Consider the following 26,709-nt stretch of genomic DNA (forward strand, 5'->3'; position numbering starts at 1 on the left):
TCAGATGGCCCGCGTTCAGGAGTTGGCGCTGGCGACCCTGCCCAGGGTCGCGTGTCCGTAGGCGATAGCCAGACCCAGCGTCGCGCCGCCTGCGATATTGCCCAATGTGCTGAACACCAGATTGGCGAGCATGGCCCCAAGATCGGGCGCAATCGATGGATCGGCAAGCCAGCCCAGCGGCAGGATCGACATGTTGGCGACCGAGTGTTCCAGCCCGGCTGCCACGAAGATCATCACCGGGCCGAGGATGACCAGCAGCTTGGTGACGATCGATTTCGTGGCCATTGCCATCCACACCGCAAGGCACACCAGCACGTTGGCCAGCACACCCGAACAGAAGGTGGCGAGCGGGGTCTTGTCAAGCTTGGTGTCTGCCAGGGCGGCCGCCGCATCGCCCACACCTGCCGACAAGCCACCGGCTGCCCAGAACAATAGCGCGAGCATGACAGATCCGACCAGATTGCCGATCCAGACCATGGTCCAGGCACCGATCATGCGGCGAACCTTCAGGTCACCGGTCGAGACGGGAAGAACCATCAGCGTGTTGCCGGTGAACAGTTCTGCACCCACGACCATCACCAGCATCAGGCCGACCGAAAATGCTGCACCTGCCAACAACTGGACAGCGCCGCCGTCCCCCATGTCCGACTGCGCAACCAGCGACACAATTGATCCGAACCCGATGAACACGCCTGCCAGAATCGCCAGTACCAGCATCCGGGGCCAGGCATGGCCAGCCTTGGCGGCAAGAAGCTCTGGCGCCACCTCTGCAATGGCATCGCCGACCGGATCGATGATAGCCTGCTGAGCGATGTTCAATCTCCGGCCGAGATTCGAACAGGCACGGCCTTGCTCGCCGGGGTCTTCGATGCGCGATCGTGATGCGACAAGGCGATCAGCGGATTGAGCTCGGGATAATAGCCAACGATCGTGCCCGAAGGCAGATCGAACGGCACCACCTCCAGATTGTCGATCCGCCGGTTGTGGCCGTCCTCGGCGTCGCCCAGCAGCGAGATACGTTGCCCCGCAACCAGTCCTGCCGCCTCAATGTCGTCGTGACTGATCAGCACCACATCGCGCTTGCCTTCAATCCCGCGCAGCCGATCGCTGTAGCCATAGATGGTGGTGTTGAACTGGTCGTTGGAGCGGACCGTCACCAGCCGGTACCGCCCGGGATTGTCTGCCTTGTCCGTCGCGGCGAGCATGGCGGGGGAAGTGAACGACGCCTTGCCGCTCTCCGTTTTCCAGATGCGCTCGCGGGCACCATTGCCACGATAAAAGCCGCCCGGCTCGAACATGCGCGCGTTCATGTCATGGAATTCGTCATGATAGGTTTCGGCAATCAAGTCGCGGATCAAGCCATAATCGCATGTCCATGCATCCCAGCGGACCTTGGGATTGGGCGCAAGCGTCGCCTTGGCGATGCCGGCAACGATCGCAGTCTCTGACAAGAGGTGCTCGCTCGCAGGTGTGCGGTGGCCGAGCGATCCGTGGATGTGGCTGAAACTGTCCTCGACCGTCACCGTCTGCGGGCCGGAGGCCTGGATGTCCTCTTCGCTGCGACCCAGGCAGGGGAGCAGATAGGCCGTGCGACCGTTGAACAGATGGTTGCGGTTGAGCTTGGTGGCGATCTGCACGCTGAGCTGCAGCTGCTCCCATGCCGGCTCGACCCGGCTCTGATCGGGAATGGCGCGCAGGAAATTACCGCCCAGCCCGATAAAGGCCTTGGCGCTTCCGTCCAGGATCGCCTCGCAGACCTCGACCGTGGTCATCCCGGTATCGCGCGGCGGTTCGAAACCGAATTGCTCGGCGATCTTGTCGAGCGGCACCAGCTCGGGCTTTTCGGATATGCCGACCGTGCGCTGGCCCTGAACGTTGGAATGCCCCCGCACCGGGCAAATGCCTGCGCCCTTGCGCCCGATATGCCCGCGCATCAGCAGCAGGTTGACCAGCATCGCGATATTTTCAAATCCGTGGACGTGCTGGGTCAATCCCATGCCATAGACGCCGATCACGCGCTCTGCTTCGACATAGACCCGGCCGGCCTCCTCGATGTCGGAACGGCTCAAGCCAGACTCCGCCTCGATTTTCTCCCACGAGGTCGTCTCGGCCAGCGTGCGGAACTCCTCGAAGCCCGTGCAGTGCTCGGCGATGAACGCGGTATCGATCAGACCGCCGCCGCGGGCCTGGTCCTGCGCAAACACATATTTGCACAGGCCCATGATGGCGGCGATATCCCCGCCGGCCCGCACCTGAAGATACTGGCAGCTGATATCGGTATCGCCGCCTGTCAGCATCTGCCCCGGACGCTGGGGATTGGTGAAGCTGAGCAGTCCTTTTTCGCGGATCGGATTGAAGGTGACGATCTTGCATCCACGCTCGACTGCCTTTTGCAGCGGGTGCAGAAAGCGAGGGCTGTTGGTGCCTGTATTCTGACCGAAGAAGAATATCGCATCGCACGCCTCGAAATCCTCGAGGATGCATGTGCCCACGGGAGAGCCGATCAGTTCGTTGAGCGTGACCGACGTCGTCTCATGGCACATGTTCGAGCTGTCGGGCAGATTGTTGTGCCCATATAGCCGCGCGAACAGCGCGTAGAGATACGAGGTTTCCAGGCTTGCCCGGCCAGAGGCGTAGAACACCGCTGATTTGGGATCGATGGCCTGGAGTTCGGTGCCGATTGCGGCAAAGGCCTCGTCCCAGCTGCATTCGACATAATGGTCGCTGGCGGCATCATAGCGCAACGGATGGGTGAGGCGGCCGACATGTTCCAGATCATGGTCGCTCCATCCGCGCAGTTCGCTGACGGTGTGCTTGGCGAAGAATTCTGGCGTGCACCGGTGGCTGGTCAACTCCCAGAGCGTTGCCTTGGCACCATTCTCGCAAAATTCGAACGCATGCGGGTGCTTGGGCTTTCCCCATGCACAACTGGTGCACATGAACCCGCCCGTCTTGTTCTGCGACGACAGTGTCGCGAGCGCTCCGGGGGACGACATCTCGCGGGCCATGGTCTGTACCATGCCGCGCATCGAGCCCCATCCGCCCGCAGAGCTGTCGTACGAAACCGTGTCGGGGTCTTGTTCGGTGCTCGAATGCTTCGTCATGATATGCTGTTCTCCCAGGAGGCCCACGACAATTAAGCTTCACACGGCGTTGAGTTCCGGCGTTTTTTCCCGGGGCTCGGTACGATGGCAGCATCATGGGCCATGCGGTTGCGAACCATCCGAAAATCCAGCTTTCGATGTGACACGGCGTCGAGGGGCTTCGGTATTGGACGGCTCGACAATTCCCGCAGCTTCGCCCAGTGTCCGGCAGATGCAGCCGTTGTCGCACTCCAAGCCCTTGTCCCGTCCCTGTCTTGCATGGTTCGTCGCAGCGATGTTCGGGATTGCAGCGCCCGTCGTGGCGATGCTGATGCTTGTGGAGGCACCGGCGCCGGCACCGCTGGCATTGGTCAGTGGCCCGATCCTGGCTCTCGGCCTGATGGGCACCGGCATGATCGCGGCGGCCATTGCCGGCCGACTGTGGGTGGGCGTTGGTCTGGCGCTGCTCGCCGGTGCCGGGCTGATCACGATGGCCCGTGCGCTGGGCATGCCGCCGCTACCGCATCCGTTCTCAACCGGCCTGGCCGTCATCATCGCCAGTTTCAGCTTTGCTGCACGGGGCAGCCTGTTTGCCCGCTCGGCTTCCGACAAGGGCTGGTGGATCGCCGTCTTCGTCGTCGGCGGCGAGGCGGCGATGCTGTTGACTGCCTCTGCCATGCCGGGCGCCTTGCCGGATTGGCTGTTGGTGCTGCTGCCGGCGCAATGGGCCAGCGTGGCGATCCAGACCGCGCTCACCGGCACCGGTACGCGCGCGGCCAGCGCGGCCTTGCTTGCCCTGGCGGGCACCGGAGGTGTGACAGTGCTGGTCGCCCGGCTATGGCCGCGTCGCTGGCCCTACCTGCTGATGTTTTCAGCGTGGCTTGGCCTGTCTGCGCTTGTCTGGCACCAGCCCGGCCCGCCGATGCCGCGCGCCGATTTGGTAATCGCCGCTGCACCCGTCGGACCGATCGCGCCGTTTGCGAAGACGCCGCCGGATGCCGCAACCGCCAGTGCACTCGCGCGCGTTCAGCGTCAGGTCGCCAAATGGCCTCCCGCTGCCGAACCCGACCTGACGCAGCGTGCGCGCAACCTGCTGCTGATCGCAGCCGTCGCCGATCTGTACGACACCGAACCCTTGCAATCCCATCTGCCGGTGCTGGTCGCCGCCGAACTTGAAGCGCGCGTGCCTGCCGAACAGCGCGCCGCGATCCTTGCCGCCATCGCCGCCGATCCGGCTGCCGGGAGCGTTGCCGCGCGCGAATCCCTGGCGATGCTGGGCCTGCCAGCAAATGTCGGGGATGCAGCGCCGGTGCGGAACCGGATGGGGCTGTATGCAGCGCGACTGGCCCGTAACTAGTACGCCCCGGGCGCGATCGGCCGTCTTGCGGATTGCTGCAGTGCCAAGGCTCAATGCGCACACGATGGCGCAAGGGATGGTCGCAGCCACCCCGCAGCGTCACCTTACCATGCGCTCTACGTCTGTCCGGTGCGCAAGGCTGCTCGGATCGCGTCGCTGCGTGAGTTGACTTCGAGCTTGCGGTAGATGGATTTGACGTGCGTGCCGATGGTGTGGGGCGAGATCGCCAGCGTGCGGGCGGCCTCCTTGTAGCTTTGTCCCTTGGCAAACGCCTGCAACAATTCGGTCTCCCGGGCGGACAGGCGGTTTTCGGGTTTGGCTGGGGCGGTTGCGGCGGCCAATGGCTCCGCGCGCAGAAAGCTCAACAGGTAGATCGCGGCAGACGGGCTGACCGGCGCTCCGCCTTCCAGCGTGGCGGCGATGCCGTCCAGGATGACTTCCGGGCTGCTGTCCTTGAGCAGATAGCCATCTGCTCCGGCGACGATCGCCTTCACCACCGTATCACGGTCTCCGAAGGTGCTGATGATCAGCGCCTTGGCCTGGCTGCGCGCCTTGATTTGCGGGATCAAAGTGTAGCCAAGCCCATCGGGCAAGCCGATGTCGAGCAGGAAAAGGTCCGGTGACTGGTCCAGCAGCGCATCGGCGCTGGCAAGATCGGGCGCCATGCCGATGATCTCGAAGTCTGGCTGCATGGCGATGATGCCCTGGAAATACTGGCGCACGATCGGATCGTCCTCGACGACGGCGATGCGGACAGCAGGGGATGACGACTCGCTCATGGGCGCATTATCGACCAGTTCGCATGCGCTGCGAAGATACCATGATATGGCATGTCACAGCGCCACATCCGCCCGTTCCAGCGGCAGTGCCAGCACGATCCTGGTGCCCCGGCCATCCTGACCGGGCAGGATGCTGGCAACACCGTTCACCGATTGTGCGCGCGATTTCATGTTGGCCAGGCCGCGACCGACACTCTCGTCGGTGCCCAGACCTTTGCCGTCATCGGCCACTTCAAGCACCAGCCCGTCGTCACTACGTGCCGCCGTGACCGCGATCCGGCTGCACTGGGCGTGCTTGAGCGCGTTCGTCACAGCCTCTTGCAACACACGGAAAATCTGGAGCACATCGCGTGGGCCAAACACGCTGATCGCGCCGATGCTCTCGTCTTCCTTCCAGACGAAGTCGATCCCCACCGCCTGAACCCGGGGCTGAACCCGCGCCTTGAAGGTCGCCAGCGCCGATCCCAAGGATTCCCCGACAGAGTCCATGGAATCGACCATCAACCGCATCTCGTCGATCACCGATTGCAGCCCTTCTGCCACCGTCGCTGGTTCGGCGATGCCCACCCTTGCCGAAAGCATGATCGACATCAGCTGGCTGCCCAGGCCATCGTGGAGATCGCGCATGATGCGGCGGCGTTCCTCGTCGAGCGCCTGTTCGCGGACCAGCGCCCGTTCGCGCTGCGCAGCCTCGGCCAACTCGGCCTCGCGCAACGCCACCTTCGCCTGCAACATGTCGTTGAGCGCGCCCTGCGACTGGAACAGGCGGAAGTTGCGCGCAAGGAAAGCCGCCATCATGGCCAGGATCAGGAAGGCCGACGAATAGCGGACATTGCCCGCCGGCAGGTGCTGCTCGGGAAACCAGGCCGAACTCGCATCAAGAAATAGTGCCGCCGCCATCACCGTCAGCAGGCTGCTCTCGAGCAGCCGGTCTTCCTGCGTGGTAACAAAGTGCCACAGCAGACGGGCAGCCACGGCAATCGCCGAGCCCATCAGGTGCCAGATCCAGATCAGCGTGGGCACATCAAAGCCCTCAGGCATCGGGACCGTATAGATATACCAGCCGATCACCGCGATCACGGCGGCATAGACCGCCATGGCGGCGGGCTGGAGCCATGGCACCGGCCTGCCGGTCCAGCTATCGACAAAACACAGCATTGTTGCGGGAATCAGCCCGGAGATTGCGAAGAAGGCTAGCATTCGGCCCCAGCCATCAACCGGGGGATCGAGCCACAGGAAATAGCCGAACAGGGCGACGAACGAACCGCACAGCAGGCTGAGCCAGGCGGCAAACCGCCAGTCGTCCGAGCGAAACACCATGATCGTTGCAAGCAGGCCGAGCAGGCCCAACAGGGTTCCGCTGACCAATGGGAAACCGGAGGCAAGGAACAAGCTGCGCGCGCTATAGGCTTCAAGCGCTCGGTAATCGGCGATCTTGGGTGCAAGGATGTCGGTATAGGGAAAACCATCACGCAAGGTGATGTAGGTGAGGGTGTTGTCTCCGGGTCGCAGCAGACCGGAAGGTATGCGCGTAAGCGTGCGGATCTGCCCATCGAAACTGCCCGCTCCCGGTTCCATGCCGCCGCGTTCGACAATGGGTGTCCCGTTGACGGCGAGAATGTAGTTGTCGACTTCAAGATAGGAGATGATGCCAAGGCCATTTGCGGGCACGCTATCGACCGCAAAGGACATGCGAACCGCGAACAGGGCGGTGTCGCAGCAATATGTCCATGGCAAGGTCACGGGCTGGTAGCTGGCGGTCGCGGCTTCGGCGAGAGTGGGTTGCCTGATCCGGGCGATCTCGACATCGCTGATCTGTGCCATCGCCGGGGCATCGCCTGGATCGGCACGAAACACCAACTGGTCAATCACCACCCAGTACAGGGCCTGCGCCATGCCAATCGCCAGCGTCAGCATGGCCAGCTGCCGCCAGTTCATCCGCCTCAAAACCAGTGCCACGTTATCCCCCCGAATTACGCTGGCGTGATGCAAGAAATGCATGCCCTTGGGAAGGAACAAAATTTCTGCCGTGCATCAATGACCATCGCGGGGTGTGCCTGTCAGGCACTGCCCCTTCAGGGTGAACCGATCAGGGCGTCGATATCCCATGTTATGGGAGCCATAAGTCATGGGGTATCGTGCCGCCCAGCCTGCCTCTAGCTCTGCTGCCACAGCATTGATTGCCCAGAGGACAAGCCATGAGAAAAGCCTTCATCGCAGCAGCCCTTTCACTCGCCAACCTGGCTCTGCTCGGCGGTATCATCGTCGCCAGTGCGAACCTGCCGGCCCATGCGCAGGGACAGAATCGCGAAGGTGTCAAGAAAACGAGCAAGGCTGTTGCCTGCCCCAGCGGCTGGAGCAGCACCAAGAACAGTGAAACCGACGTCTCGATGTGCTTCCCGCTGGGGTCATCCTCGCCAAAGCTGTACGCCAAGAGCGAAAAGGAAACCTGTGCCGAGGGCTATCATGAAGTGTCGCGTCTGTGGTGCTCTACCAAGAAGCCCTGAGGCTCCGTTCCGGATGAGCTGAAGACACACAAGGATGTTGACCGCACCGGTTGAATGCGACCCGGACCAGTGCGGCCGACCGGCAGCGCGGCCACCCCGCCGCGCTGCCAAAATCACACCTCGCTGGCCACTGCGTTACGACGCGGGCTGTGGTCGCGGCGGTCGATCCAGGTCCGCGGGGTCGTTGCGACCCGGCCCCGTGGGACACTTGCGGGGGCGCTGCCGCGACGCGGCGCTCCTGCGTTTTTATCCAGTTACCAAGCAGGCAACCAGCGCGATTGCATCAGCATGGGAGCCATCTGTTACCACGTTCACATCAGGGGAATATTCGATGCGTTCACTTTCATCCAAGACCATGCTGGCTGCTGCCGGGCTTATCCTGTGCGCCGCCGGTTCGCTGGCAACTGCCCCATCGGCTGGGGCGCAGGGACGCACAACGGGGCGTCTGGAATTGCCAAGGGAAAGGGGCCTATGCCCTTATGGATGGAATCGTGAGACTGACACTTTTTGTGTGCCATCTATAGTCGTCAAACCAATGCCAGCGGTTTATGTCCGAGAGAACAAGAGTACTGCGTGCAATCAGGGCTATTTTGTCGATACAATCAATGATCTGGTGTGCACCTCATATGACAGGATGACCGTGCGCTTTGCCGACGTATCCGGCGGCATCGCGAGGGCCGGCATCCTCAACCGCTGCCCAACCGGCTGGCGCGCATCGACCAATAACAAGCAGTGCTTCACGGAAATCAAAAACGCGCCCATTGCGCGCTTGAAGAACGGCAAGCCGTGTGCGCCGGGTGAGCTGGACGATTGGGGCATCTGGTGCACATCGAATTACGAGCACCTATCCTATGCTGAAGTTGATCTCGCTGCGACCAGGGACTTCAACGACATCTACGCGAACGCCATGAACGATGGGCTGGATTATAACTCGATCCCATCAGGCCTGTCTCCCGATGCCAAGGCCTTCTTCAAGGGCGCAGACAAGTCTTCGGGCGCATCCTCCGCTGCGCCTGCTTCGGCAAGCGAACCTGCCACCACAGCAGCCGATTGCATCTCCGGATCGGACGTTGGTGCAGCTGTCGGCGGCGTGCTCGGCGGCCGCACCGGGGCGGCCCTGGGCGGCGCGCTCGGCGGGCTTGGCAAGAAGAAGAAAAAAGGCGGTTGCTGAACCAACGGCGGCGCTGCCGGCGTCCGCATCCCCCCAGGGAAATGGGACGATCAAGGCAGCGCCTCTGTTACAGCATCAAGCCAAGGTAACCGAAGGAATTCAGAGTGAAGCGCCGATTTTCGATGGCTGCAGTGGCAATGCTGACGGCGTTGGTCGCCGTCCCCGCTGCGGCACAAAATCCGCAATCCGCCAAGGTGGTCCAATCATTCCCGGCGAAGGACGACGTGCTGAAAGAACAGCCGCTCACCGCAGTGCGGTTGGAGTTCGATAAGCCGGTCGAACTGGTCCTCTTAAGCATCTATGACCCGTCGGGCGAGGAGATCAGCGTCTATCCCCCGGACAACGATTTCTCCCAAAGCACGGCGCCTGCCAAGGTTTTCGAGCTGCCGCTACCCGCTGCGCTGACCGAAGTGGGCAGATACAAATTGTCATATCTTGTGTCCGGAAAATCGGTCAAATCGCTGAACGGCTACATCTATTTCGAATTGCAGGGAAAATATCCCCCGCCCAAGTTTTATGTGCAGATGCCTCAAAATGGTAGCTATCTGTCGGAACCGCTCACCGAGATTGTGATGAACCTGGACCAGGTCATTACGCTGCAAAGCCTTGATCTGGTGCGGATGGTGGAGGTCGATGACGGTGTCTCCATTGAAACCGTCATGGAAACCATCGCAACGATTGTTGGTGCCGATACGCCGGTCACAGGCGAGCTGACCGGGCAGAAGTTCAAATTTCCCGTCGACCCCAGCCTGACGCCTCCGGGCAAGTATGGCATCAAATACAGCTTTACCGTGTCGCATCCCGACGGCAGCGTATCGGAGACGACAAGCACCGCCAAATTCACGGTCAGTGGTCCCGGCGAATGACATGTAAATGGCAACGTGTCGGCAGTAATCGCCTGCCCGTCGCCCCCCTGTCGTTCCCATGAAACTGATCGATCAGCTTATGCCAGCGGCGGCCAGGCCGACGCTAGCGCTGTTCAGACACCAACCCGACTGGAGACAGAACTCATGAGACTTGCCAAATCCTTGCTGGCGATCGCGCCCCTGTTTTGCGCAGCACCCGCCTTTAGCCTGCCTGCGAAGACAGATCTGACCTATTCCTCCCCGAAAGCCGACAGTATCGAGCGGGAGGAAGTGCAATTTGTGCAAATCGGATTTGAAGGCACCGTGGATCTGGTGTCTGTGACAATCGTCAATCCCGATACGACCCAGACTGAAGTCTACAATGCAGAGACGGCCTTCTTTCCGAAGAAAGGCGAGATGTTTGCGTTCACCTTACCCAAATCTTTGACCGTGCCCGGGCAATACCAGATCAGCTACGCGGTCGCGGTTGCAGGCACAGGTAGCACCGCCGATCCGAAGTCTGGCTCGTTCAGCTTCACCCTCGACCTGCCCGTACCGCAATCTGCAGTCGGATCGGACGAGGCCAAGCCCGCCGACCCCGGCTGACATGGCGCTTAGCCGGCGCAGGCGCCTGTAGTGGATACAGGGCGTCAGTGTGATGCGAGTGATGGAATGGCGAGAACAAGCGGGTCGTCCGTTTTCAAGTAGTTGGAGGAATTTGCATGCTCAAGACATCGTCGCTGGTATTGATGGCAAGCCTTGTTGCCGCCCCCGTGTCGGCGCAACCGCGATATTCGGGTGGCAACGAGCCTGTTACCCTGAGCGCGACGGGCACTGACCCTTGCAGCTATGGTGTCATCGCGGATCAGCCACCAGAAAGCGCTGTGGGCGTATACCCGGGTTACAGCACAGATCTGGAGATTGTTGATTATCTGGCAGCCGGAAACCCCGTCTGGGTGTGCGAACACAGCATTGACGGATCGATGGTCGGCATTGTTTACAGCATGTTCCCCGACATTGATTGCGGGGTCACCACGCCGGTAGAGACAGAGACCGATTACCTCGGAGAGTGCGATTCTGGCTGGGTCGAAGCTGTTGAAGTCAAGCTGCTGGCTGGCTGATACCCGGCATGCTGCCCAGCGAAAACCCAGCCCGAGCAGTCCGTTAGAAATGCAATGCCAATCGCCACCGCAGATCCGCTCGAGGTTCTGCAGGTGGCGGAAGAGGTGGGATTCGAACCCACGGAGAGCTTGCACCCTCGCCGGTTTTCAAGACCGGTTCCTTAAACCACTCGGACACTCTTCCACTGACCAGCGCGGGGCAGGGCGTGCAGCCTCGCGCTGTGCGGCGCGTTTGTTAGCGGAGGCGGTAAAATCTGCAAAGCGAAACTTGTAAGGCACCGCGCAACGTGGTTCAGCGCCGGTCAAGCGTGGCCATGGCGGGATGGGTGACCGATGTTCGCTCTTTCCCCTTCGTCGCATTGTGTGGCACAACCGGTGCCGGGAGTATCGCATGGATTTCAATATCGTACACAGGCTTGGCAACCGCCTGGCCGTCGCCATTGGCACTACGGCGCTGCTGGCTTGCGGGTCGCCCAGCACGGCGCAGCGGGAGATCGTGCAGCCGCTGCCGGGTGTGGATACCCAGGTTTCGCAAGGGTTCCGGGCCTATCTGGAAGGGAGCGTCGCTGCACGCGCGCGGCGCGAGGGCGTATCGCAGCGGACCATCGATGCGGTTCTGCCCGGCCTCAGTTTCGACGACAGCGTAGCTGCGCTCGATCGCCGCTTTGCGCCGACGCCTGCAGGACAGGCGTTCCCCTCTTTCGGGCCCGAAATGGCCAAGCGGATCAACGCTGCCAAGATCCGGCAGGGACGCCAGGTCTATGCCGATGAGGCCGCCCGGCTGGTCGGGATCGAGCAGCAGACCGGCGTGCCGGCGTCGATCATGGTGTCGATCTTCGGGCATGAGACCAGCTATGGCACGATCATGGGAAAGACCGATCTACCGCGTGCGCTGGCCACCCTGGCGTACGAAGGCCGTCGGCGCGAGCTCTTCGAGGGCGAGCTGATCGCGGTGCTCAAGATGGTCGACATGGGTGTGCCGCGCTCGGTTCTACGGGGCAGCTATGCCGGGGCGTTCGGCTATCCCCAGTTCCTGCCCTCGGTGTATCTCAAGCTCGCCAAGGACGGCGATGGCGATGGCAAGGCAGAGATCTGGTCGAGCCGGGCGGATGCCTTTGCATCGATCGCGAATTACATGGTGGCGGCCGGCTGGCGGCGGGGCGAGCCCTGGGGCTTTGCGGTATCTGTACCCTCGAGCCTCAACGTCGATGCCATCGCCAACCGCGAGCCAGTGCGCAAATGCGCGCGTGCGGTCGAACGGCATAGCGAGTGGAAGACGATGCGCGAATGGAAGGCGCTGGGCGTGTATCCGGCGGGCGGCGTCTGGCCCGATGACGACAAGGTGCAGGCATCCTTGCTGATCACGCTGGGGCTGGATGCGCAGGGCTATCTTCTGACGCGCAACTACCGGGCGATCCTCGACTATAACTGCTCCAATTATTATGCGATGTCGGTCGGCCTGCTGGCAGATGGCGTACGCAACTAGGCCTGTGGCCAAGGGGGACGGGTTATGAAGACATGGATGATCGCAAGCGCGGGTGCAACGGCGCTCCTGCTGTCGGGCTGTGGCGGCGGCAGCAATGTCAGCCGCAGCCTGGATACGGCGCCTCCCCAAGTGGCTGGCAGCGTCGCAGACTATCCCGTCAAGCTGGGCGAGCCCTATGAACTGGGCGGTATTACCTACATTCCGGTCGATGTGTTCAATTACGACGAGGCCGGTTATGCCAGCTGGTACGGCAAGGAACTGAACGGCCGCAACACCGCCAATGGCGAGCTGTTCAACCCCGATGGGATCACCGGTGCGCATCGCACCTTGCCGCTGCCGAGCTATGTCGAGGTGACCGCACTCGATACCGGCAAGACCATTCTGGTGCGTCTGAACGATCGTGGTCCTGCAGCCTCCAACCGGTTGATCGACCTGTCTTATGGCGCGGCACGGCAGTTAGGCGTTCTGGAGAAGGGGGCGTTCCCGGTGCGGGTCCGCCGCGTCAACCCGCCAGAAGCAGAGCGTGCGATGCTGCGCACCGGTCAGCCGGTGGCGATGCGGATGGATACGCCTGAATCGCTGCTCGTGCCGTTGCGGCTTAGGCTCGAAGGCAAGGATCGCCCGTCGAACACCGCGGCCGCACCGGTCGCGGCTCCTGTTGCTGCAGCAACGCCGCCCGCCGCCACACCCGGCAAACCCGGCAAGCTGCCGAGGCCAGCAAAGACTAAGCCCGTCAGCCAGGTCGACAGCCAGGCAGCAACGGCTCAGCCTGTGCCCGCGACACGACCTGCCCCGCAGCCGCCGCGCGCGCAGAGCGGGGACCGGTTTATCGTCGAGGGCGGGCCGCAGCGCCCAGTGGCATCGGAAAGCAACGCCAGCGGCAACCGGCCGTCGGCCGCCTCGACACCATCGGCACAGCCTGCTGCTGCCAGCGCCTCGTATTTCGTTCAGGTCGCCGCCTTTTCATCCAAAGCACGCGCCGATGAACTGGCCAAGCGCATAGGGGCAAAGGCGCAGCCCAGCGGCGATGGCAAGATATTCCGCGTGCGTTATGGCCCTTATCCCAGTGCCGATGCTGCTCAGCAGGGGGTTACTCTGGCCAAGAGGAACGGCTATCAGGGGGCTCGAATCCAGCAAGACTCCGGTCGCTGAAGAGAACGGGCTGGAGCCAAGGCCCGCGCCCCTGAACAAGCAAACCATGGAATACTGATGAAAACCCCGATTCTCGGCCTCGCTCTGCTTTCGCTGCTCGCAACCCCGGTCGTCGCCGCTGCACCCGCTTATGTGTCTGAAGCGCCCATCGCCTATATGACCGACCTGTCCTCTGGCGCCGTGCTGTTCTCGCGCGACGCGGACAAGCCCATTCCACCGGCGTCGATGGCCAAGATGATGACCGTCTATGTCGCCTTCGATCTGCTCAGGAAGGGCGAGATCAAGCTAGACCAGACGATGACCGTGTCGCCCGAGACATGGCGCAAGTGGAACAACCAGGGATCGAGCATGTTCCTGGCGGTCGGCAGCAAGGTGACCGTTGCCGATTTGCTCGACGGCATCGTCACCCTGTCGGGCAATGACGCATGCGTGGTCCTGGCCGAAGGTATTGCCGGGTCCGAAGAAGCCTTCGTCGACATGATGAACAAGAAGGCCAAGGAAATCGGTCTCGACAACAGCCGGTTCGGCAACAGCAACGGCTGGCCCGACGAAGGGGTGACGATGGTCACCGCGCGCGACCTGGGCACATTGGCAACCGCGACGATCCGCAACCACCCCAAGCTGTACAAGCGGTTCTATTCCAAGGGCAGCTTCACCTGGAACGGCATCACCCAGCCCAATCGCGATCCGCTGCTGGGCCGGGTGGATGGTGCGGATGGCCTGAAGACCGGGCACACCGACGAGGCAGGCTATGGCTTTACCGGTTCGGCCGAACAGAACGGCCGCCGTCTGGTGATGGTCGTTGCGGGGCTCGACAGCTTCAACGGACGTGTCGATGAATCGGTCAAGTTCATGAACTGGGGCTTCCGCTCGTGGAAGTCTGTTCCTTTGTTCACCAAGGGCAAGACCGTCGATACCGCGCCCGTGCAACAGGGGAGCGCCCGCGCGCTGCCACTGGTGGCACCGCGTGATCTGTCGCTGACTCTGCCGCGCACCGCCGATACCGACAAGGTCTCGCTCAAGGTCATTTATCAGGGTCCGCTCAAGGCGCCGATCGCAAAGGGCCAGCAGGTCGCCAGCCTCGTCGTGTCAGCGCCGGGCATGGACCGCCAGGTGATGCCGCTGGTGGCTGGCGAAGCGGTCGAGGAGGCTGGATTCTTCGGGCGCATCTGGGCCGGAATCCTCTCCTTCTTCGGCGCCTGACGCGCAATGCGCGGTCGCTTCATCTCGATCGAAGGTGGCGAGGCGGTCGGCAAGTCGACTCAGATCAGGTTGCTCGCACAGCGGCTGCGCGATCGGGGGCTCAGCGTCACCATCACCCGTGAGCCGGGCGGTACCGACAGCGCAGAGGCCATCCGCAGCCTGTTGCTCGAAGGTGGTGCAGACCGCTGGAATGCGCGTAGCGAAGCGCTGCTGTTCGCCGCCGCTCGCGCCGATCATGTGGCCCGGTTGATCCGTCCAGCGGTCGAGGCTGGGGGCTGGGTGATCTCCGACCGGTTTCTCGACAGCAGCCGCGCCTATCAGGGCGTCGCAGGCGGCCTTGGCGATGAGGCAATCCTGAGCCTGCACCGCTTCGGGTCCGAGGGCTTCCTTCCCGATTGTACCTTGCTGCTCGAGCTCCCGGCTGACGAGGCAGCGCGCCGTGCGGTGCTGCGCGATGGGGCAGACAGCGACCGGATCGGCGGGCGCGATGCAGATTATCACGCGAAGGTGGTTGCCGCGTTTCGCAGCTTTGCCGAGGCCGAACCCGAACGGTTCCGTCTGATCGACGCGAGCGGGACCAGCGACGCCGTGCACGCCCGCATCGTTGCGGCGCTGCAGCCGTTGATGGCATGACGTCATGACGCCATCGACCGCCCAATGGCAGGGCCATGCAGAGCCCGAAGCCACGCTGTTGCGGGCGTTCCAGGCGCGCCGCCTGCATCATGGCTGGCTGCTTGCCGGGCCCGAAGGTATCGGCAAGCGCAGCTTCGCACTGGCTGCCGCTGCACATCTTCTGACCCGCAGCCCCCATGACCAGGGCGATCATTTCAACGGCAACCTCGAAGGGCCCGAAGGGCGTCTGCTGGTGCAGGACAAGCATCCGGACTGTCACTACATCACCCTGGGGCCGCAGAACGACAAGGAAGCGCGCAAGGCCGAAGACGGCAAGCCCTATGATCTGGCGCGCAACATCAAGGTCGATCAGATCCGTGCGCTGCAGCGCCGGCTGACCGTACGCCCCAGCCTGGCCGATCGGCGCGTGATCATCTTCGATTCAGCCGATCTGCTCGAACGCAACGCCGCCAATGCTCTGCTCAAAAGCCTGGAAGAGCCGCCGGCGGACACCGTTTTTCTGCTGATCGCGCATAATCCGGGGCGGCTTTTGCCCACCATACGCTCGCGCTGCCTGGTGCTCGATTTTCCTGCGCTCAGCGATACCGACATGGCTGATGCGCTGCGGGCGGCGCGGCCTGAACTGCCCGATGCCGAAATTGCAGCGCTGGTCCGGCTGGGGCAGGGTGCGCCGGGCCAAGCGCTCAAGTTTGCAGGGCTCGATATGGCGCGGATCGATGCGCTGCTCACCGAAATTGCCGATCATGGCGATCCGGGGCACCGCGCGCGCATCGCTCTGGGCGCGCTGGTGGCCAACAAGGCCAACCGTGACCGTTTTCAAGCGCTGCTGCATTATGCGCCGCGTTTTGCCGCACGGCGCATACGCAACCTGCGCGACGACCGGCTGCCTGGTGCGATCGCCGCCTGGCAGGAGATCGGCGCGCTCGCCTCGCGTGCGGTGGTGCTGAATCTGGACGCGGCAGCGGTCGCCTTTCAAATTGGCGGCTTGCTGGCGCGGCTGGCCCCGCCTAGATAGCAGCCATCCAGATCCGGCCAACCTCAGCAAGAACGGCAGAAACGCAACGCCATGGGCGAACCTTATTACATCACCACCGCGATCAGCTATCCCAATGGACGCCCGCATATCGGCCATGCCTATGAGGCGATCGCTGCCGACGTGATCGCCCGCTTCCAGCGGCTGATGGGGCGCGATGTGCGCTTCCAGACCGGCACCGATGTTCATGGCCTCAAGATGCTGCAAAAGGCCCGCGAGCTCGAGACAACGCCGCGCGCATTGGCGGATGAAATGTCGCAGTATTTCAAGGAAATGTGCGACAAGCTTGATGTCAGCTATGATCGTTTCATTCAGACATCGGAAGACGATCATCACGCTGCCAGCCAGGCGATCTGGCAGGCGATGGAAGCCAATGGCGACCTGTACCTCGACCGCTACGAGGGCTGGTATTCGGTGCGCGACGAGGCGTACTATGCCGAGGATGAGCTGATCGACGACGGGCAGGTGGGCAAGCTCTCGCCGCAGCAGACGCCGGTCGAATGGACGGTCGAGGAGAGCTGGTTCTTCCGGCTCGATCAGTATCAGGACAAATTGCTGGCGCTGTACGAGGAGCATCCCGAGTTCCTCCAGCCCGACACGCGCCGCAACGAGATCGTCAGCTTCGTCAAATCGGGTCTGCGTCCGCTGTCGGTCTCGCGCACCAGCTTCGACTGGGGGGTCAAGGTGCCCGGCAGCGATGGCCATGTGATGTATGTCTGGGTCGATGCGCTGACCAACTATCTCACCGGGTTGGGCTATCCCGATGCGGACAGCGACCTGATGAAATACTGGCCGGCGGACCTCCACCTGATCGGCAAGGATATCGTGCGTTTCCACGCCGTTTACTGGCCAGCCTTCCTGATGAGCGCAAACATCCCGCTGCCCAAGCAGGTCTTCGGCCATGGCTTCCTGCTCAACAAGGGCGAGAAGATGTCGAAGTCAGTCGGCAATGTCGTCGATCCGATGGCGCTGGCGGATGCCTTCGGCGCCGACCAATTGCGCTATTTCCTGCTGCGCGAAGTCAGCTTCGGACAGGATGGCAGCTATTCGCCGCAAGCCATTGCGATGCGGTCGAATGCCGATCTGTCAAACAGCTTCGGCAATCTGGCGCAGCGCATCCTGAGCTTCATCGCCAAGAACCTCGACGGCAATCTGCCCGCGATCCATGGCCACCAGCCCGCCGATACCGCGCTGTTCGAGGTTCTCTCTGACGCGCTCCAGGTCGAGATGCCCAAGGCGATGCAGGACCTGGCGCTGTCACAGGGCATCGAAGCGTGGATGCGTGCGGTGTTCGCCTGCAACGCCTATGTTGACGAGCAGGCCCCCTGGGCGCTCAAGAAGACCGATCCCGAGCGCATGCAGACCGTGCTCGCGACGCTGTATATCGCCATCTCGCAGCTTGCGATTGCCATCTCGCCGGTCATCCCGGGCAGTGCAAAGGCGCTGCTCGATCATATGGGCGTGCCCGATGATGTCCGTTCGATCGCCGCGATGGGCAGCCATTGGTACTCGGCGCTGGCCGAGGGCGGCTATCAGGTTGGCGTCCCCAAGCCGTTGTTCCCGCGCATCGATCTGCCTGCCGAAGACGCCGAGTGATGCTCGTCGATTCGCACTGTCACCTGAACTACAAGGGCATGGCCGAGCAGCAGGGTGATCTGCTGGAGCGGGCGCGCGCTTCGGGTATCACGGCGATGCTCAACATCTCGACCCGCGCCAGCGAATGGGACGCGGTCACCGCGACCGCGCATCGGGAAGCCGATGTGTGGGCCAGCATCGGCATCCATCCGCATGAAGCCGACGCGCACGCTTACATCGATACCGCCCGGCTGACCGCACGCGCCGAAAGCGATGATCGCGTGGTCGGCATCGGCGAGACCGGGCTCGATTATTATTACGACCATTCCGACCGCGATCAGCAGCGGCGCAGCTTCATCGCGCATATCGCAGCATCGCGCGCGACGGGGTTGCCGCTCATCATCCATACCCGCGATGCCGAGGACGACACGGCAGCGATCCTGGCGGACGAGATGGAGAAGGGGGCCTTTCCCGCGCTCATCCACTGTTTCACCGCCAGCGCAGATTTCGCCGCCAAGGTGCTGAAAATGGGGCTGTCTATCTCGATCTCGGGCATCGTCACCTTCAAGAACGCCAAGGATCTGCAAGCCGTCGCGCGCGAGCTGCCTGCCGACCGCTTGCTGGTCGAAACCGATGCCCCGTTCCTGGCACCCGTGCCGCATCGCGGCAAACAGGGCGAGCCTGCATTCGTGGCCGATACCGCACGCTTCCTCGCCAATCTGCGTGGTGAAAGCTATGAACAACTGTGCGAAACGACGGCGCGCAACTTCTACGCTCTGTTCAATCGGGCGCGTCCGTGAAGGCGATCCTGCTGGGCTCGGGCACGTCGGGCGGCGTCCCGCGCATCGGCAATGACTGGGGCGCGTGCGATCCTGCCAATCCGCGCAACCGGCGTTCGCGCGTGTCGATGATCGTCGAACACGCCGGGCAGCGCATCCTGATCGACACATCGCCGGACCTGCGGCAGCAATTGCTGAGCACAGATATTGGTTCGCTCGATGCCGTGATCTGGACGCACGATCATGCCGACCACAGCCATGGGATCGATGATCTGCGTGCGCTCTATCACGCCACGCGCAAGCCTTTGCCAGGCTATGGCAAAGACTATGCACTGCAGAGCCTTGTCAGCCGTTTTGACTATGTTTTTGAAGACAGCAACGGCTATCCCGCGATCGTGACCCCGCATCCGCTGCACGATCGGCAGGAGATTTGCGGCATGGCTGTACGCGGCGTTGACCAGCCGCACGGACCTGTGCTGTCGACCGGTCTGCGGTTCGATGTGCACGGCGTATCAGTCGTCTATGCCACCGATTTCAGCGAAATTACCGACGAGATGGTGGCCCTTTATGCAGATTGCGATCTGTTGGTCACCGATTGCCTGCGCTATGAAAAGCATCCGACCCATGCCAGCCTCGACATGGCGCTCGATCTGGCGAGACGGACACGCGCGCGGCATACGGTGCTCACGCACATGGACAAAAGCCTGGATTACGCGACTTTGGCAGCCGAACTGCCCGATACGGTCGAGCCCGGATACGATGGGCTGGTGATCGAGGTTGCGAGGCTGGGACAATGAGCGGCGGCGATACCGCCAGTCTGGTCTACAGCCTGCTGCTGCTTGTGCTCGTCGGCAGCGCTCTCGTGTCACGCACCTTGCCGATTGGTCAGACGCTCAAGATGGCATTGGGCTGGGTTGGGATATTCGCGCTGATTTTCCTGCTGGTCAGCTTTCGTCCCGAAATCCGGGTGATCTGGCAGCGTGTGACTGAAGAGCTGGGTTTTGGCGGTCAACCGGCGATTTCCGGTTCGCCGATGACGCTGCGCAAAAGCGATGATGGCCATTTCTGGGTGGCGGCTGATGTCAACGGTCGGCCGATGCGCTTTCTGGTGGATAGCGGCGCGACAGTCACGGCAATCTCCGCGCAGGCTGCGCGCGCGGCGGGTATCGAACCTGGCGGCCTGGGGCTCAAGACCGTGATCGAAACCGCAAACGGCATCGTTGAAGCGGATCGTGCGACGATCAGCGAGTTGCAAGTCGGGTCGCTGCGCATCCGCGATCATGATATCGTGATCTCGGATGCGTTGGGCGATACCAATCTGCTGGGGATGAACTTTCTGTCCGAGCTGGAAAGCTGGCGCGTCGAAGGCAATCAGATGATCCTGGTACCGAAGCAGAACCAGTCTCGCTGAACGACCTATGATTTAACATAATATATATTATCGGACTTACAGACATGGCCATCGAGACAGCAGCGACCGATCCGTCCAATCCTTCCTCCGCGCACGCTGTGCCACTCGACCGGCTGGTGGCGATCATGGCACGGCTGCGCGATCCTGAGGCTGGATGCCCTTGGGATGTCGCTCAGACCTTTGCCACGATCGCGCCATACACCATCGAGGAAGCCTATGAGGTCAGCGACGCGATCGAGCGTGATGACATGGCCGCGCTCAAGGATGAACTGGGCGATCTGCTGCTGCAGGTGGTGTTTCACAGCCGCATGGCCGAAGAAGCCGGACATTTCAGCGTGGCGGATGTGATCGGCGCGATCAGCGACAAGATGGTCCGCCGGCATCCGCATATCTTCGCAGACCAATCGGTCGAGAGCTGGGATTGGGAAGCGATCAAGGCAGAGGAACGCAGCGACGGCGGTTCGTCGAGCGCGATGGATGGCGTGGCTCTGGCGCTGCCAGCCCTGATGCGTGCGCAGAAGTTGCAAAAGCGCGCGGCGCGCACCGGGTTCGACTGGCCCGATGTCATGGGTGCGGTCGAAAAGATCGGCGAGGAAATCGAGGAACTGCTGGAGGCAGAAAACGAGGCCGAACGTGTCGACGAGGCCGGCGATCTGCTGTTTGCCGCCGTCAACATGGTCCGGCATATGGGGGTCAGCGCCGAAGACGCGCTGCGGGCCGCCAACGCCAAGTTCGAGCGGCGGTTTCGTGGCATGGAAGCGATCGCCGGCGATAGCTTTGCGGCGCTCTCGCTCGATGACAAGGAACTGCTCTGGCAGCGCGCCAAACGCGGCGAAGGCAGCCTATAACGCCTGGAACCTGCCCCAGTCCTTGTCGGACAGGCGGACCGACAGCCAGATGTCATCCCCCTGCTCCCGGCTTTCCAGCACCTCGCCATGCGCATGCAGCCATGCAATGCGCTGCCCATCGTGCCGTGGCAGGTGCACTTTGTGCACGCGATGGCTGATGACGAGCGCGTCGGAGGCGGCGCGCAGCAAATCGGACACCCCTTCCCCGGTCAGCGCTGAAATCGGGCAGACCTTGCGATCGCGCGGCATCGTATCGCTCAGGTCCGCGCGGGCATCTTCATCCAGGACGTCCCATTTGTTCCACGCCTCGATCAGCGGAATCGCGAGGCCCTGCTCGGCGAGAACCGGGTCAAGCTCAAGCCCGAGATCGGCGAGGATCGTCTCGACCGACTGTGCCTGCATTTCGGCATCGGGGTGCGACAGATCGCGGACATGGATGATGAGGTCTGCGGACAGCACCTCTTCCAGCGTCGCGCGAAACGCCGCCACCAGTTCGGTCGGCAGATCGGAAACGAAGCCCACGGTGTCGGACAGGATGACCTTCTCGACGCCGTCGAGACGGATTGCGCGCATCGTCGGATCGAGCGTGGCGAACAGCAGATCCTCTGCCATCACACCAGCGTTGGTGAGGCGGTTGAACAGCGTCGATTTTCCCGCATTGGTATAACCCACCAGTGCGACCACCGGCCAGGGCGCTTTCTGCCGCCGCTCGCGGTGCAATCCGCGCGTTCGCTTGACCTGCTCGAGTTCCTTGCGCAGCTTGGCCATGCGGTCGCGGATCATCCGACGGTCGGCCTCGATCTGCGTTTCACCTGGGCCACCCAGAAAGCCGAAGCCGCCGCGCTGGCGTTCAAGGTGGGTCCAGCTGCGCACCAGCCTGCCCGCCTGGTAGTCCAGATGCGCAAGTTCGACCTGCAACCGCCCTTCGGCGGTCGCTGCGCGTTCACCGAAGATCTCGAGGATCAGCCCGGTTCGGTCGATCACCTTGATCTTCAGCCGCTCTTCCAGATTGCGCTGCTGGATCGCGGAAAGGCTTCCGTCCACGATCAGCAGTTCGGCTTTCTCGTCTTCCAGACTGGCGGCGATGATCTCCACTTGGCCGCCCCCAAACAGTGTCGCGGGACGCGCCGTGCGGATGCGGAACGCGTGCGCTGCACACACCTGGATGCCGATGGCGAGCGCAAGGCCGCGCGCTTCGTCCAGACGCGCATCAGGATCGACCGCACCGCGTCGGCCAAGTTCGGGATAGGCAATGACAGCCCGCGCGCCGCGGGCGTACTCAAGGGTTTGAGGGTCGTTCAAGTGTCTAATCTATCCTTGTCCGCCCCCGAAACCAGTGGGTCAGTCATCATCATTTTCAGTGTCCGCCCAATCGCCGGTCAGATCGACCGGGGCGTTGGGCTGAACCGTCGAAACAGCATGCTTATAGGCCAGCTGTGCCATGCCTTCACGTTCGAGCAGCATGCAGAACAGGTCATAGGCCGCGACCTTGCCCTGCAGCATCACGCCGTTGATCAGGAACATGGTCACGGGCACCCCGGTTTCCTGCACCGTGCGCAAAAACACTTCCTGCAGGTTGCGGTTCTTGGCGCTCTTGGCCCCCATCAGCCCAGCGAACATGCCAAGGTCGATCGGTTGAGCGGGCATCACGGTCGAGATGGCGTGCTTGTACACCAGCTGCGACTGGCCATCGCGGCGCAACATGACGGAGAAGTTGTCAAACCATGTGACAATTCCCTGTAGCTTGACGCCCTTGACCAGAAACATGGTGACGGGAATTTTCGATTTTCTCAGGGAGTTGAGGAACACATCCTGAATGCTTTGAGCCTTTTCGGTCATTTTTGACCCCCGGTCTTGGTGACGACGTTGCGCCACGATTCATGAAAAGCCGATCCGACACGTCCGGACCCGCTGCGCTTGCCAGAGCGCGTACTATACATAGTGCCGAACTGGCATCGCGCCAATGGCCAGTTTGCAGCTTTAGCGCTGATTATCTGTCGTGGAGACCCAGCAGTTTGAGCTTGCGATGCAGCGCCGATCTTTCCATGCCGATGAACTCAGCCGTTTTCGATATGTTGCCAGAGAAACGCCGGATTTGAATCTTCAGATATTCGCGTTCGAAACTTTCACGTGCCTCGCGCAGTGGCACGCCCATCAGGCTGGAGATGCCCGCCGCACGGCCACCATCGCCCTGTACCAGTTCGGGCGGCAGCATGTCGACATCGATGCGGCTGAGTCGGCCACGCGGCGCAAGGATGATCGTGCGCTCGATGACATTGCGCAGCTGGCGCACGTTGCCCGGCCAGTTGTAGCTTTGCAGCGCGGCCATCGCCTCGCTGCTGGTTTCGGGCGGTGTGATGCCATGTTCGCTGGCGAACCGCGCGACATAATGCTCGACCAGTGCCGGAATATCATCGCGCCGGTCGGTCAGCGCAGGAATTTCCACCGGCACCACGTTCAGCCGGTAGAACAGGTCCTCACGGAAACGCCCCTCGGTGATTTCATGCTCCAGATTGCGCGAAGTGGCGGACACAAAGCGAACATCGACCTTGATCGGCCGCGTCGATCCGACACGCGCAAAGCTCTGGTCGGTCAGCACCCGAAGGATCTTTGCCTGCGTCGACTCGGGCATGTCGGCGACCTCGTCGAGGAACAGCGTACCGCCGTGCGCACGCTCCAGAAGACCGGGGGTGGCAGGTCGGTTCGGGTCCTCTTCGCCGAACAGTTCCTGCTCGAAGCGGTCGGGGGTCATCCGCGCGGAATTGACGGTAATGAACGGCCCGCTGGCCCGCCCGCTCCAGCTGTGCAGCAGCCGTGCGGCAACCTCCTTGCCGACGCCCGCAGGGCCGGTGATCAGAAGGCGGCTGCCGCTGTTGGCCACGCGCTTGAGCGTCGCGCGCACGGTATTGATAGCACTCGAGTTGCCGGTCAGCTCATCGGAGATACCCAGCTTCTCGCGAAGCTGTGCATTTTCTCGCCGCAACCGAGCCGTCTCGGTGCCGCGCGCAACCATGTGAATCAACCGCTCGGCCTCGAACGGCTTCTCGATGAAGTCCATCGCGCCGCGCGAGATGGCGGAGACAGCCGTGTCGATATTGCCATGGCCCGAGAAGATGATGACCGGAAGGTCGGCGTCACGGCTCTTGATCTCGTCGAGCAGTTCAAGCCCGTCGAGCTTGCTGCCCTTCAGCCAGACATCGAGCAGAACCAGCGAAGGCCGGCGTTCGTCGATCGCAGCCAGGGCATCGTCGCTGCCACCTGCCGTTCGACAACGATAGCCCTCATCCTCCAGCACGCCCGATACCAGGTCGCGAATGTCGCGTTCGTCGTCAACGATCAGAATTTCCAAAGGCATAGATCAGTTGCTTTCCTCATCCGGGGCGGTCGGGCTCAGCTCGCTTCGAGGCCGTTCGCCTCGTGCTGCCATCGCCGGCATCTTTTCTGTCCCTGCGCGTCGCATATCGGTGTCATTTTCCTGATGTGCACTGCCTCGGAGCAGCGCGGCATCCATCCTGATGATCACACGTGTCCCACCTTGTACGTTCGACTCGAATGCCAGTTCGCCAAAATGTTCCTCGACGATCTTCTTCACGATCGCGAGACCCAGGCCGGTGCCCTTTTCGCGTGTCGTCATATAGGGCTCGACGATGCGGTCGCGGTCTGCGGGCAGACCGATGCCATTGTCGTCCAGCGTCAGCACCAGATGTTGCTCATCCATGAAGACACCCGCAGTGACGGTTCCCTTGTGTCCTTCGTCCCCCTGCTGTCGCGCCTCGATCGCTTCGACCGCATTCTTGAGGATGTTCGTGACAGCCTGGCCGATCTGGCGACGATCGCAGAACAGATCGCTGCCCTCGTGTGCGCCTTCGGCGGCAAAATGGATGCCGGGGTGGGCAACCTCCTGCAGGAAGATGGCCTGACGGACCAGATCGAAGAAGTTCTCTTCGCGGAAGACCGGCTTTGGCATTCGTGCGAACGAGGAGAACTCATCGACCATGTTGCGCAGGTCGCCCACCTGCCGGACGATGGTATCGGTCAGCTGCCCAAAGGTGGGATCGTCCTCGCTCACCTTGCTGGCGTAGCGCCGCTTCAACCGCTCGGCTGCGAGCTGGATCGGAGTGAGAGGGTTCTTGATCTCGTGCGCGATACGCCGGGCAACATCGGACCAGGCGGCCTGGCGCTGATCGACCAGCTGCTGCGTGATGTCCTCGAAGGTGATGACGATGCCGTAAGGTTCGCGCACCACGCGCACGGCGAGCGTGAGCAGATCGTTGCCGCGTGAATACTGGATCACCGCCTTTTCGGTGCCCTCCCCCACCAGCCGCGCAAAAGGCGGTGCGGTGCTGGACAGGGTGCAGCCCAGGCATTGTTCGGCATTGACCTGCAGCAACCGCTGCGCGGTGCTGTTCATCAGCCGGACCATGCCCATCGGATCGACCGAGATGACCCCGGCGCTGACCGATTCCAGCACCGCTTCGGTAAAGGCGCGGCGGTCATCGAGCTGGCTGTTGGCCCGGATCAGTGCGGATGTCTGTTCGGCCAGCCGGCTCGCCATGCGGTTGAAAGCACGGCCGAGCACGCCGACTTCGTCGGTCCGGTTGGCGGTATCGACCCGGATGGCGAAATTGCCGGTGCTGATGTCGCGTGCCGCGCCGGCCATATCGGTCAGCGGTCGCACCATGCGATCGGCGAACTTGAGCGCCGCCCACAGGGCCACTGCCACCAGCAGCAATGACACCACGAACAGCGCGATGTTGAAGCGCACCTGCAGGTTCTGCGAGCGCGAGAACAGCGCCTTGTAATCGGACAGGACTGTCTGCGCGCGTTCCCACTGGCTCAGCGCCAACTGGTTGGACGCACGCGCGACATACAGATAGACCTTGGCATCGCGGTCGATCGGGGTGACGACTTCGATACGATCGGACTCGGCGGAGATGACAGCGGTCTCGCCGCCGTCAAGCTTGCGGATGATATCCGGGCTGACACGGTCGGACGATGTCCGGTTGTCGGGATCGACAATCGCCGCAGTCCGCAGCACGCCATCGTCGCCCACTTCGACGATAGCCGACTCGTTCATCTTGCGGCCGACAACTTGGAAGACATAGGCCTCGGCAAATTCCGGGCTGTCGATCCGCGTCTGTTGCAGATATTCGCGCAGGTCACTCGCCATCGCGACGGTCTCTGCCGACACGTCGCGCCGCCCCTCTTCGTAATAGCCACGCGCCAGATCATTGGCATTTTCCAGCATCGTGCGCGCGCGGTCGGAAAACCAGAACTCGACGCCATATTGAAAGAGCAGCGAGGTGATGACGACGACGAGCAGCATCGGTATCGATGAGATCAGAGAAAACAGCGCCACGAAGCGGACGTGAAGCTGCCCTGTTCCTTCTTCGCCGCTCGCACTGGCACGGCTGATCGCCACGCGGCGGCCGATCAGCGCCAGCAGCGCCATCGCAGGGACAAGATTGGCCACCAGCAGCGTCGCCGTGACCGGCGCTGGCACCATCGCCTGGCGATCCTGATAGCTTCCCACCAGCCACCATGACGTCGCTATCATCGCGATCAGAAGGACGATGAACCCGATTTCCAGCACGGGAAACAGGCTCCCCTTGCGCAGCATCACGCTGAAGCGGCGCGCGAACCGGCTTTTCTTGGCGGGGGGGAGTGCGGCAGACGCAGGCATAGTGTTCATTCTACAACAGCTCTGTTGCCGCAATACAAGAGCT

23 protein-coding genes, 1 tRNA gene and 1 pseudogene are annotated in these 26,709 nt (G+C 62.3%); 16 read left to right on the forward strand and 9 right to left on the reverse strand.

Annotated elements, in window-relative coordinates; all coding sequences use genetic code 11:
• Positions 1-15: 15 nt before the first annotated feature.
• Positions 16-819: a formate/nitrite transporter family protein gene (locus D618_RS0108930; protein WP_017671167.1), complete on the reverse strand. Its 804-nt coding sequence runs from the start codon at positions 817-819 to the stop codon at positions 16-18.
• The gene (locus tag D618_RS0108935; protein ID WP_017671168.1) at positions 816-3,104 is read right to left on the reverse strand and encodes an FdhF/YdeP family oxidoreductase; all 2,289 of its coding nucleotides are present in this window, start codon (positions 3,102-3,104) and stop codon (positions 816-818) included. The genes D618_RS0108930 and D618_RS0108935 overlap by 4 nt, the downstream gene beginning before the upstream one ends.
• 274 nt (positions 3,105-3,378) lie before the next feature.
• On the opposite strand from D618_RS0108935, the gene D618_RS0108940 reads away from it, so the two are divergent.
• Positions 3,379-4,440: a hypothetical protein gene (locus D618_RS0108940; protein WP_017671169.1), complete on the forward strand. Its 1,062-nt coding sequence runs from the start codon at positions 3,379-3,381 to the stop codon at positions 4,438-4,440.
• Between the two features lie 116 nt (positions 4,441-4,556).
• On the opposite strand, the gene D618_RS0108945 is transcribed toward D618_RS0108940, so the two are convergent.
• Together D618_RS0108945 and D618_RS19020 are read right to left on the reverse strand one after the other, a co-directional pair.
• Positions 4,557-5,219 carry a response regulator transcription factor gene (locus D618_RS0108945; RefSeq protein ID WP_017671170.1) on the reverse strand — a complete coding sequence of 221 codons (663 nt, stop codon included), beginning with the start codon at positions 5,217-5,219 and terminating at the stop codon, positions 4,557-4,559.
• A gap of 54 nt (positions 5,220-5,273) precedes the next feature.
• Positions 5,274-7,178 carry a sensor histidine kinase gene (locus D618_RS19020; protein ID WP_193746703.1) on the reverse strand — a complete coding sequence of 635 codons (1,905 nt, stop codon included), beginning with the start codon at positions 7,176-7,178 and terminating at the stop codon, positions 5,274-5,276.
• Positions 7,179-7,417: 239 nt separating this feature from the next.
• Between D618_RS19020 and D618_RS0108960 the strand changes: the two genes are divergently transcribed.
• The 5 genes from D618_RS0108960 (at position 7,418) to D618_RS0108980 (ending at position 10,863) form a co-directional block, all read left to right on the forward strand.
• Positions 7,418-7,726, forward strand: coding sequence for a hypothetical protein (locus tag D618_RS0108960; RefSeq protein WP_017671172.1), 309 nt, complete (start codon positions 7,418-7,420; stop codon positions 7,724-7,726).
• 331 nt (positions 7,727-8,057) lie between these two features.
• Positions 8,058-8,897 carry a hypothetical protein gene (locus D618_RS0108965; protein WP_152414613.1) on the forward strand — a complete coding sequence of 280 codons (840 nt, stop codon included), beginning with the start codon at positions 8,058-8,060 and terminating at the stop codon, positions 8,895-8,897.
• Between the two features lie 104 nt (positions 8,898-9,001).
• Positions 9,002-9,763, forward strand: a complete 762-nt coding sequence (locus D618_RS0108970; RefSeq protein ID WP_152414614.1) for a copper resistance protein CopC — start codon at positions 9,002-9,004, stop codon at positions 9,761-9,763.
• Between the two features lie 144 nt (positions 9,764-9,907).
• Positions 9,908-10,348 (forward strand): copper resistance protein CopC, encoded by a 441-nt coding sequence (locus D618_RS0108975; RefSeq protein ID WP_081590465.1) that lies wholly within the window; start codon positions 9,908-9,910, stop codon positions 10,346-10,348.
• Between the two features lie 116 nt (positions 10,349-10,464).
• A complete protein-coding gene (locus tag D618_RS0108980; protein WP_017671176.1) occupies positions 10,465-10,863 on the forward strand; it encodes a hypothetical protein in 399 nt (132 codons plus the stop codon).
• A gap of 94 nt (positions 10,864-10,957) precedes the next feature.
• Here D618_RS0108980 and D618_RS0108985 read toward each other — a convergent pair.
• Positions 10,958-11,047: transfer RNA gene (locus tag D618_RS0108985), tRNA-Ser, on the reverse strand.
• 207 nt (positions 11,048-11,254) lie between these two features.
• On the opposite strand from D618_RS0108985, the gene D618_RS0108990 reads away from it, so the two are divergent.
• From D618_RS0108990 to mazG, 10 genes and pseudogenes are all read left to right on the forward strand, one after another.
• Complete coding sequence (locus D618_RS0108990; protein ID WP_017671177.1) at positions 11,255-12,349, forward strand: lytic murein transglycosylase; 1,095 nt, start codon at positions 11,255-11,257, stop codon at positions 12,347-12,349.
• Between the two features lie 24 nt (positions 12,350-12,373).
• Entirely contained in the window at positions 12,374-13,501 is a 1,128-nt protein-coding gene (locus tag D618_RS0108995; protein WP_017671178.1) for a septal ring lytic transglycosylase RlpA family protein, read from the forward strand.
• Between the two features lie 57 nt (positions 13,502-13,558).
• The gene (locus tag D618_RS0109000) at positions 13,559-14,704 is read left to right on the forward strand and encodes a D-alanyl-D-alanine carboxypeptidase family protein (protein ID WP_017671179.1); all 1,146 of its coding nucleotides are present in this window, start codon (positions 13,559-13,561) and stop codon (positions 14,702-14,704) included.
• A 6-nt stretch (positions 14,705-14,710) separates the two neighbouring features.
• Entirely contained in the window at positions 14,711-15,337 is a 627-nt protein-coding gene (tmk, locus tag D618_RS0109005) for a dTMP kinase (protein ID WP_017671180.1), read from the forward strand.
• A 4-nt stretch (positions 15,338-15,341) separates the two neighbouring features.
• A complete protein-coding gene (locus D618_RS0109010; protein ID WP_017671181.1) occupies positions 15,342-16,352 on the forward strand; it encodes a hypothetical protein in 1,011 nt (336 codons plus the stop codon).
• Between the two features lie 39 nt (positions 16,353-16,391).
• Positions 16,392-17,966, forward strand: a pseudogene (gene metG / locus D618_RS0109015) (methionine--tRNA ligase); the annotation flags it as partial.
• Complete coding sequence (locus D618_RS0109020) at positions 17,966-18,745, forward strand: TatD family hydrolase (protein WP_017671183.1); 780 nt, start codon at positions 17,966-17,968, stop codon at positions 18,743-18,745. The pseudogene metG and the gene D618_RS0109020, both read left to right, overlap by 1 nt.
• Complete coding sequence (locus D618_RS0109025; RefSeq protein WP_017671184.1) at positions 18,742-19,521, forward strand: MBL fold metallo-hydrolase; 780 nt, start codon at positions 18,742-18,744, stop codon at positions 19,519-19,521. The genes D618_RS0109020 and D618_RS0109025 overlap by 4 nt, the downstream gene beginning before the upstream one ends.
• Complete coding sequence (locus D618_RS0109030; protein WP_017671185.1) at positions 19,518-20,135, forward strand: TIGR02281 family clan AA aspartic protease; 618 nt, start codon at positions 19,518-19,520, stop codon at positions 20,133-20,135. The genes D618_RS0109025 and D618_RS0109030 overlap by 4 nt, the downstream gene beginning before the upstream one ends.
• Before the next feature lie 44 nt (positions 20,136-20,179).
• The gene (gene mazG / locus D618_RS0109035; protein WP_017671186.1) at positions 20,180-20,983 is read left to right on the forward strand and encodes a nucleoside triphosphate pyrophosphohydrolase; all 804 of its coding nucleotides are present in this window, start codon (positions 20,180-20,182) and stop codon (positions 20,981-20,983) included.
• Here mazG and hflX read toward each other — a convergent pair.
• From hflX to D618_RS0109055, 4 genes are all read right to left on the reverse strand, one after another.
• Complete coding sequence (hflX, locus tag D618_RS0109040) at positions 20,978-22,285, reverse strand: GTPase HflX (RefSeq protein ID WP_017671187.1); 1,308 nt, start codon at positions 22,283-22,285, stop codon at positions 20,978-20,980. The genes mazG and hflX overlap by 6 nt on opposite strands.
• A 39-nt stretch (positions 22,286-22,324) precedes the next feature.
• On the reverse strand, positions 22,325-22,822 hold the full coding sequence (gene hfq / locus D618_RS0109045) for an RNA chaperone Hfq (protein ID WP_017671188.1): 498 nt from the start codon (positions 22,820-22,822) through the stop codon (positions 22,325-22,327).
• Positions 22,823-22,973: 151 nt separating this feature from the next.
• Positions 22,974-24,338: a sigma-54 dependent transcriptional regulator gene (locus tag D618_RS0109050; RefSeq protein WP_026091480.1), complete on the reverse strand. Its 1,365-nt coding sequence runs from the start codon at positions 24,336-24,338 to the stop codon at positions 22,974-22,976.
• A gap of 3 nt (positions 24,339-24,341) precedes the next feature.
• A complete protein-coding gene (locus D618_RS0109055; protein WP_238550630.1) occupies positions 24,342-26,675 on the reverse strand; it encodes an ATP-binding protein in 2,334 nt (777 codons plus the stop codon).
• Between the last annotated feature and the right edge of the window lie 34 nt (positions 26,676-26,709).

It is taken from the genome of Blastomonas sp. AAP53 (assembly GCF_000331245.1).
Lineage (GTDB): Bacteria > Pseudomonadota > Alphaproteobacteria > Sphingomonadales > Sphingomonadaceae > Blastomonas.

What these genes read in the sequence shown, in the direction of transcription:
- D618_RS0108935 (WP_017671168.1), bottom strand. Translation starts at nt 3,104, where the DNA reads ATGACGAAGCATTCGAGCACCGAACAAGACCCCGACACGGTTTCGTAC.
- D618_RS0108940 (WP_017671169.1), top strand. Translation starts at nt 3,379, where the DNA reads ATGTTCGGGATTGCAGCGCCCGTCGTGGCGATGCTGATGCTTGTGGAG.
- D618_RS0108945 (WP_017671170.1), bottom strand. Translation starts at nt 5,219, where the DNA reads ATGAGCGAGTCGTCATCCCCTGCTGTCCGCATCGCCGTCGTCGAGGAC.
- D618_RS0108960 (WP_017671172.1), top strand. Translation starts at nt 7,418, where the DNA reads ATGAGAAAAGCCTTCATCGCAGCAGCCCTTTCACTCGCCAACCTGGCT.
- D618_RS0108965 (WP_152414613.1), top strand. Translation starts at nt 8,058, where the DNA reads ATGCGTTCACTTTCATCCAAGACCATGCTGGCTGCTGCCGGGCTTATC.
- D618_RS0108975 (WP_081590465.1), top strand. Translation starts at nt 9,908, where the DNA reads ATGAGACTTGCCAAATCCTTGCTGGCGATCGCGCCCCTGTTTTGCGCA.
- D618_RS0108980 (WP_017671176.1), top strand. Translation starts at nt 10,465, where the DNA reads ATGCTCAAGACATCGTCGCTGGTATTGATGGCAAGCCTTGTTGCCGCC.
- D618_RS0108990 (WP_017671177.1), top strand. Translation starts at nt 11,255, where the DNA reads ATGGATTTCAATATCGTACACAGGCTTGGCAACCGCCTGGCCGTCGCC.
- D618_RS0108995 (WP_017671178.1), top strand. Translation starts at nt 12,374, where the DNA reads ATGAAGACATGGATGATCGCAAGCGCGGGTGCAACGGCGCTCCTGCTG.
- D618_RS0109000 (WP_017671179.1), top strand. Translation starts at nt 13,559, where the DNA reads ATGAAAACCCCGATTCTCGGCCTCGCTCTGCTTTCGCTGCTCGCAACC.
- tmk (WP_017671180.1), top strand. Translation starts at nt 14,711, where the DNA reads ATGCGCGGTCGCTTCATCTCGATCGAAGGTGGCGAGGCGGTCGGCAAG.
- D618_RS0109010 (WP_017671181.1), top strand. Translation starts at nt 15,342, where the DNA reads ATGACGCCATCGACCGCCCAATGGCAGGGCCATGCAGAGCCCGAAGCC.
- D618_RS0109020 (WP_017671183.1), top strand. Translation starts at nt 17,966, where the DNA reads ATGCTCGTCGATTCGCACTGTCACCTGAACTACAAGGGCATGGCCGAG.
- D618_RS0109030 (WP_017671185.1), top strand. Translation starts at nt 19,518, where the DNA reads ATGAGCGGCGGCGATACCGCCAGTCTGGTCTACAGCCTGCTGCTGCTT.
- mazG (WP_017671186.1), top strand. Translation starts at nt 20,180, where the DNA reads ATGGCCATCGAGACAGCAGCGACCGATCCGTCCAATCCTTCCTCCGCG.
- hfq (WP_017671188.1), bottom strand. Translation starts at nt 22,822, where the DNA reads ATGACCGAAAAGGCTCAAAGCATTCAGGATGTGTTCCTCAACTCCCTG.
- D618_RS0109050 (WP_026091480.1), bottom strand. Translation starts at nt 24,338, where the DNA reads ATGCCTTTGGAAATTCTGATCGTTGACGACGAACGCGACATTCGCGAC.
- D618_RS0109055 (WP_238550630.1), bottom strand. Translation starts at nt 26,675, where the DNA reads ATGAACACTATGCCTGCGTCTGCCGCACTCCCCCCCGCCAAGAAAAGC.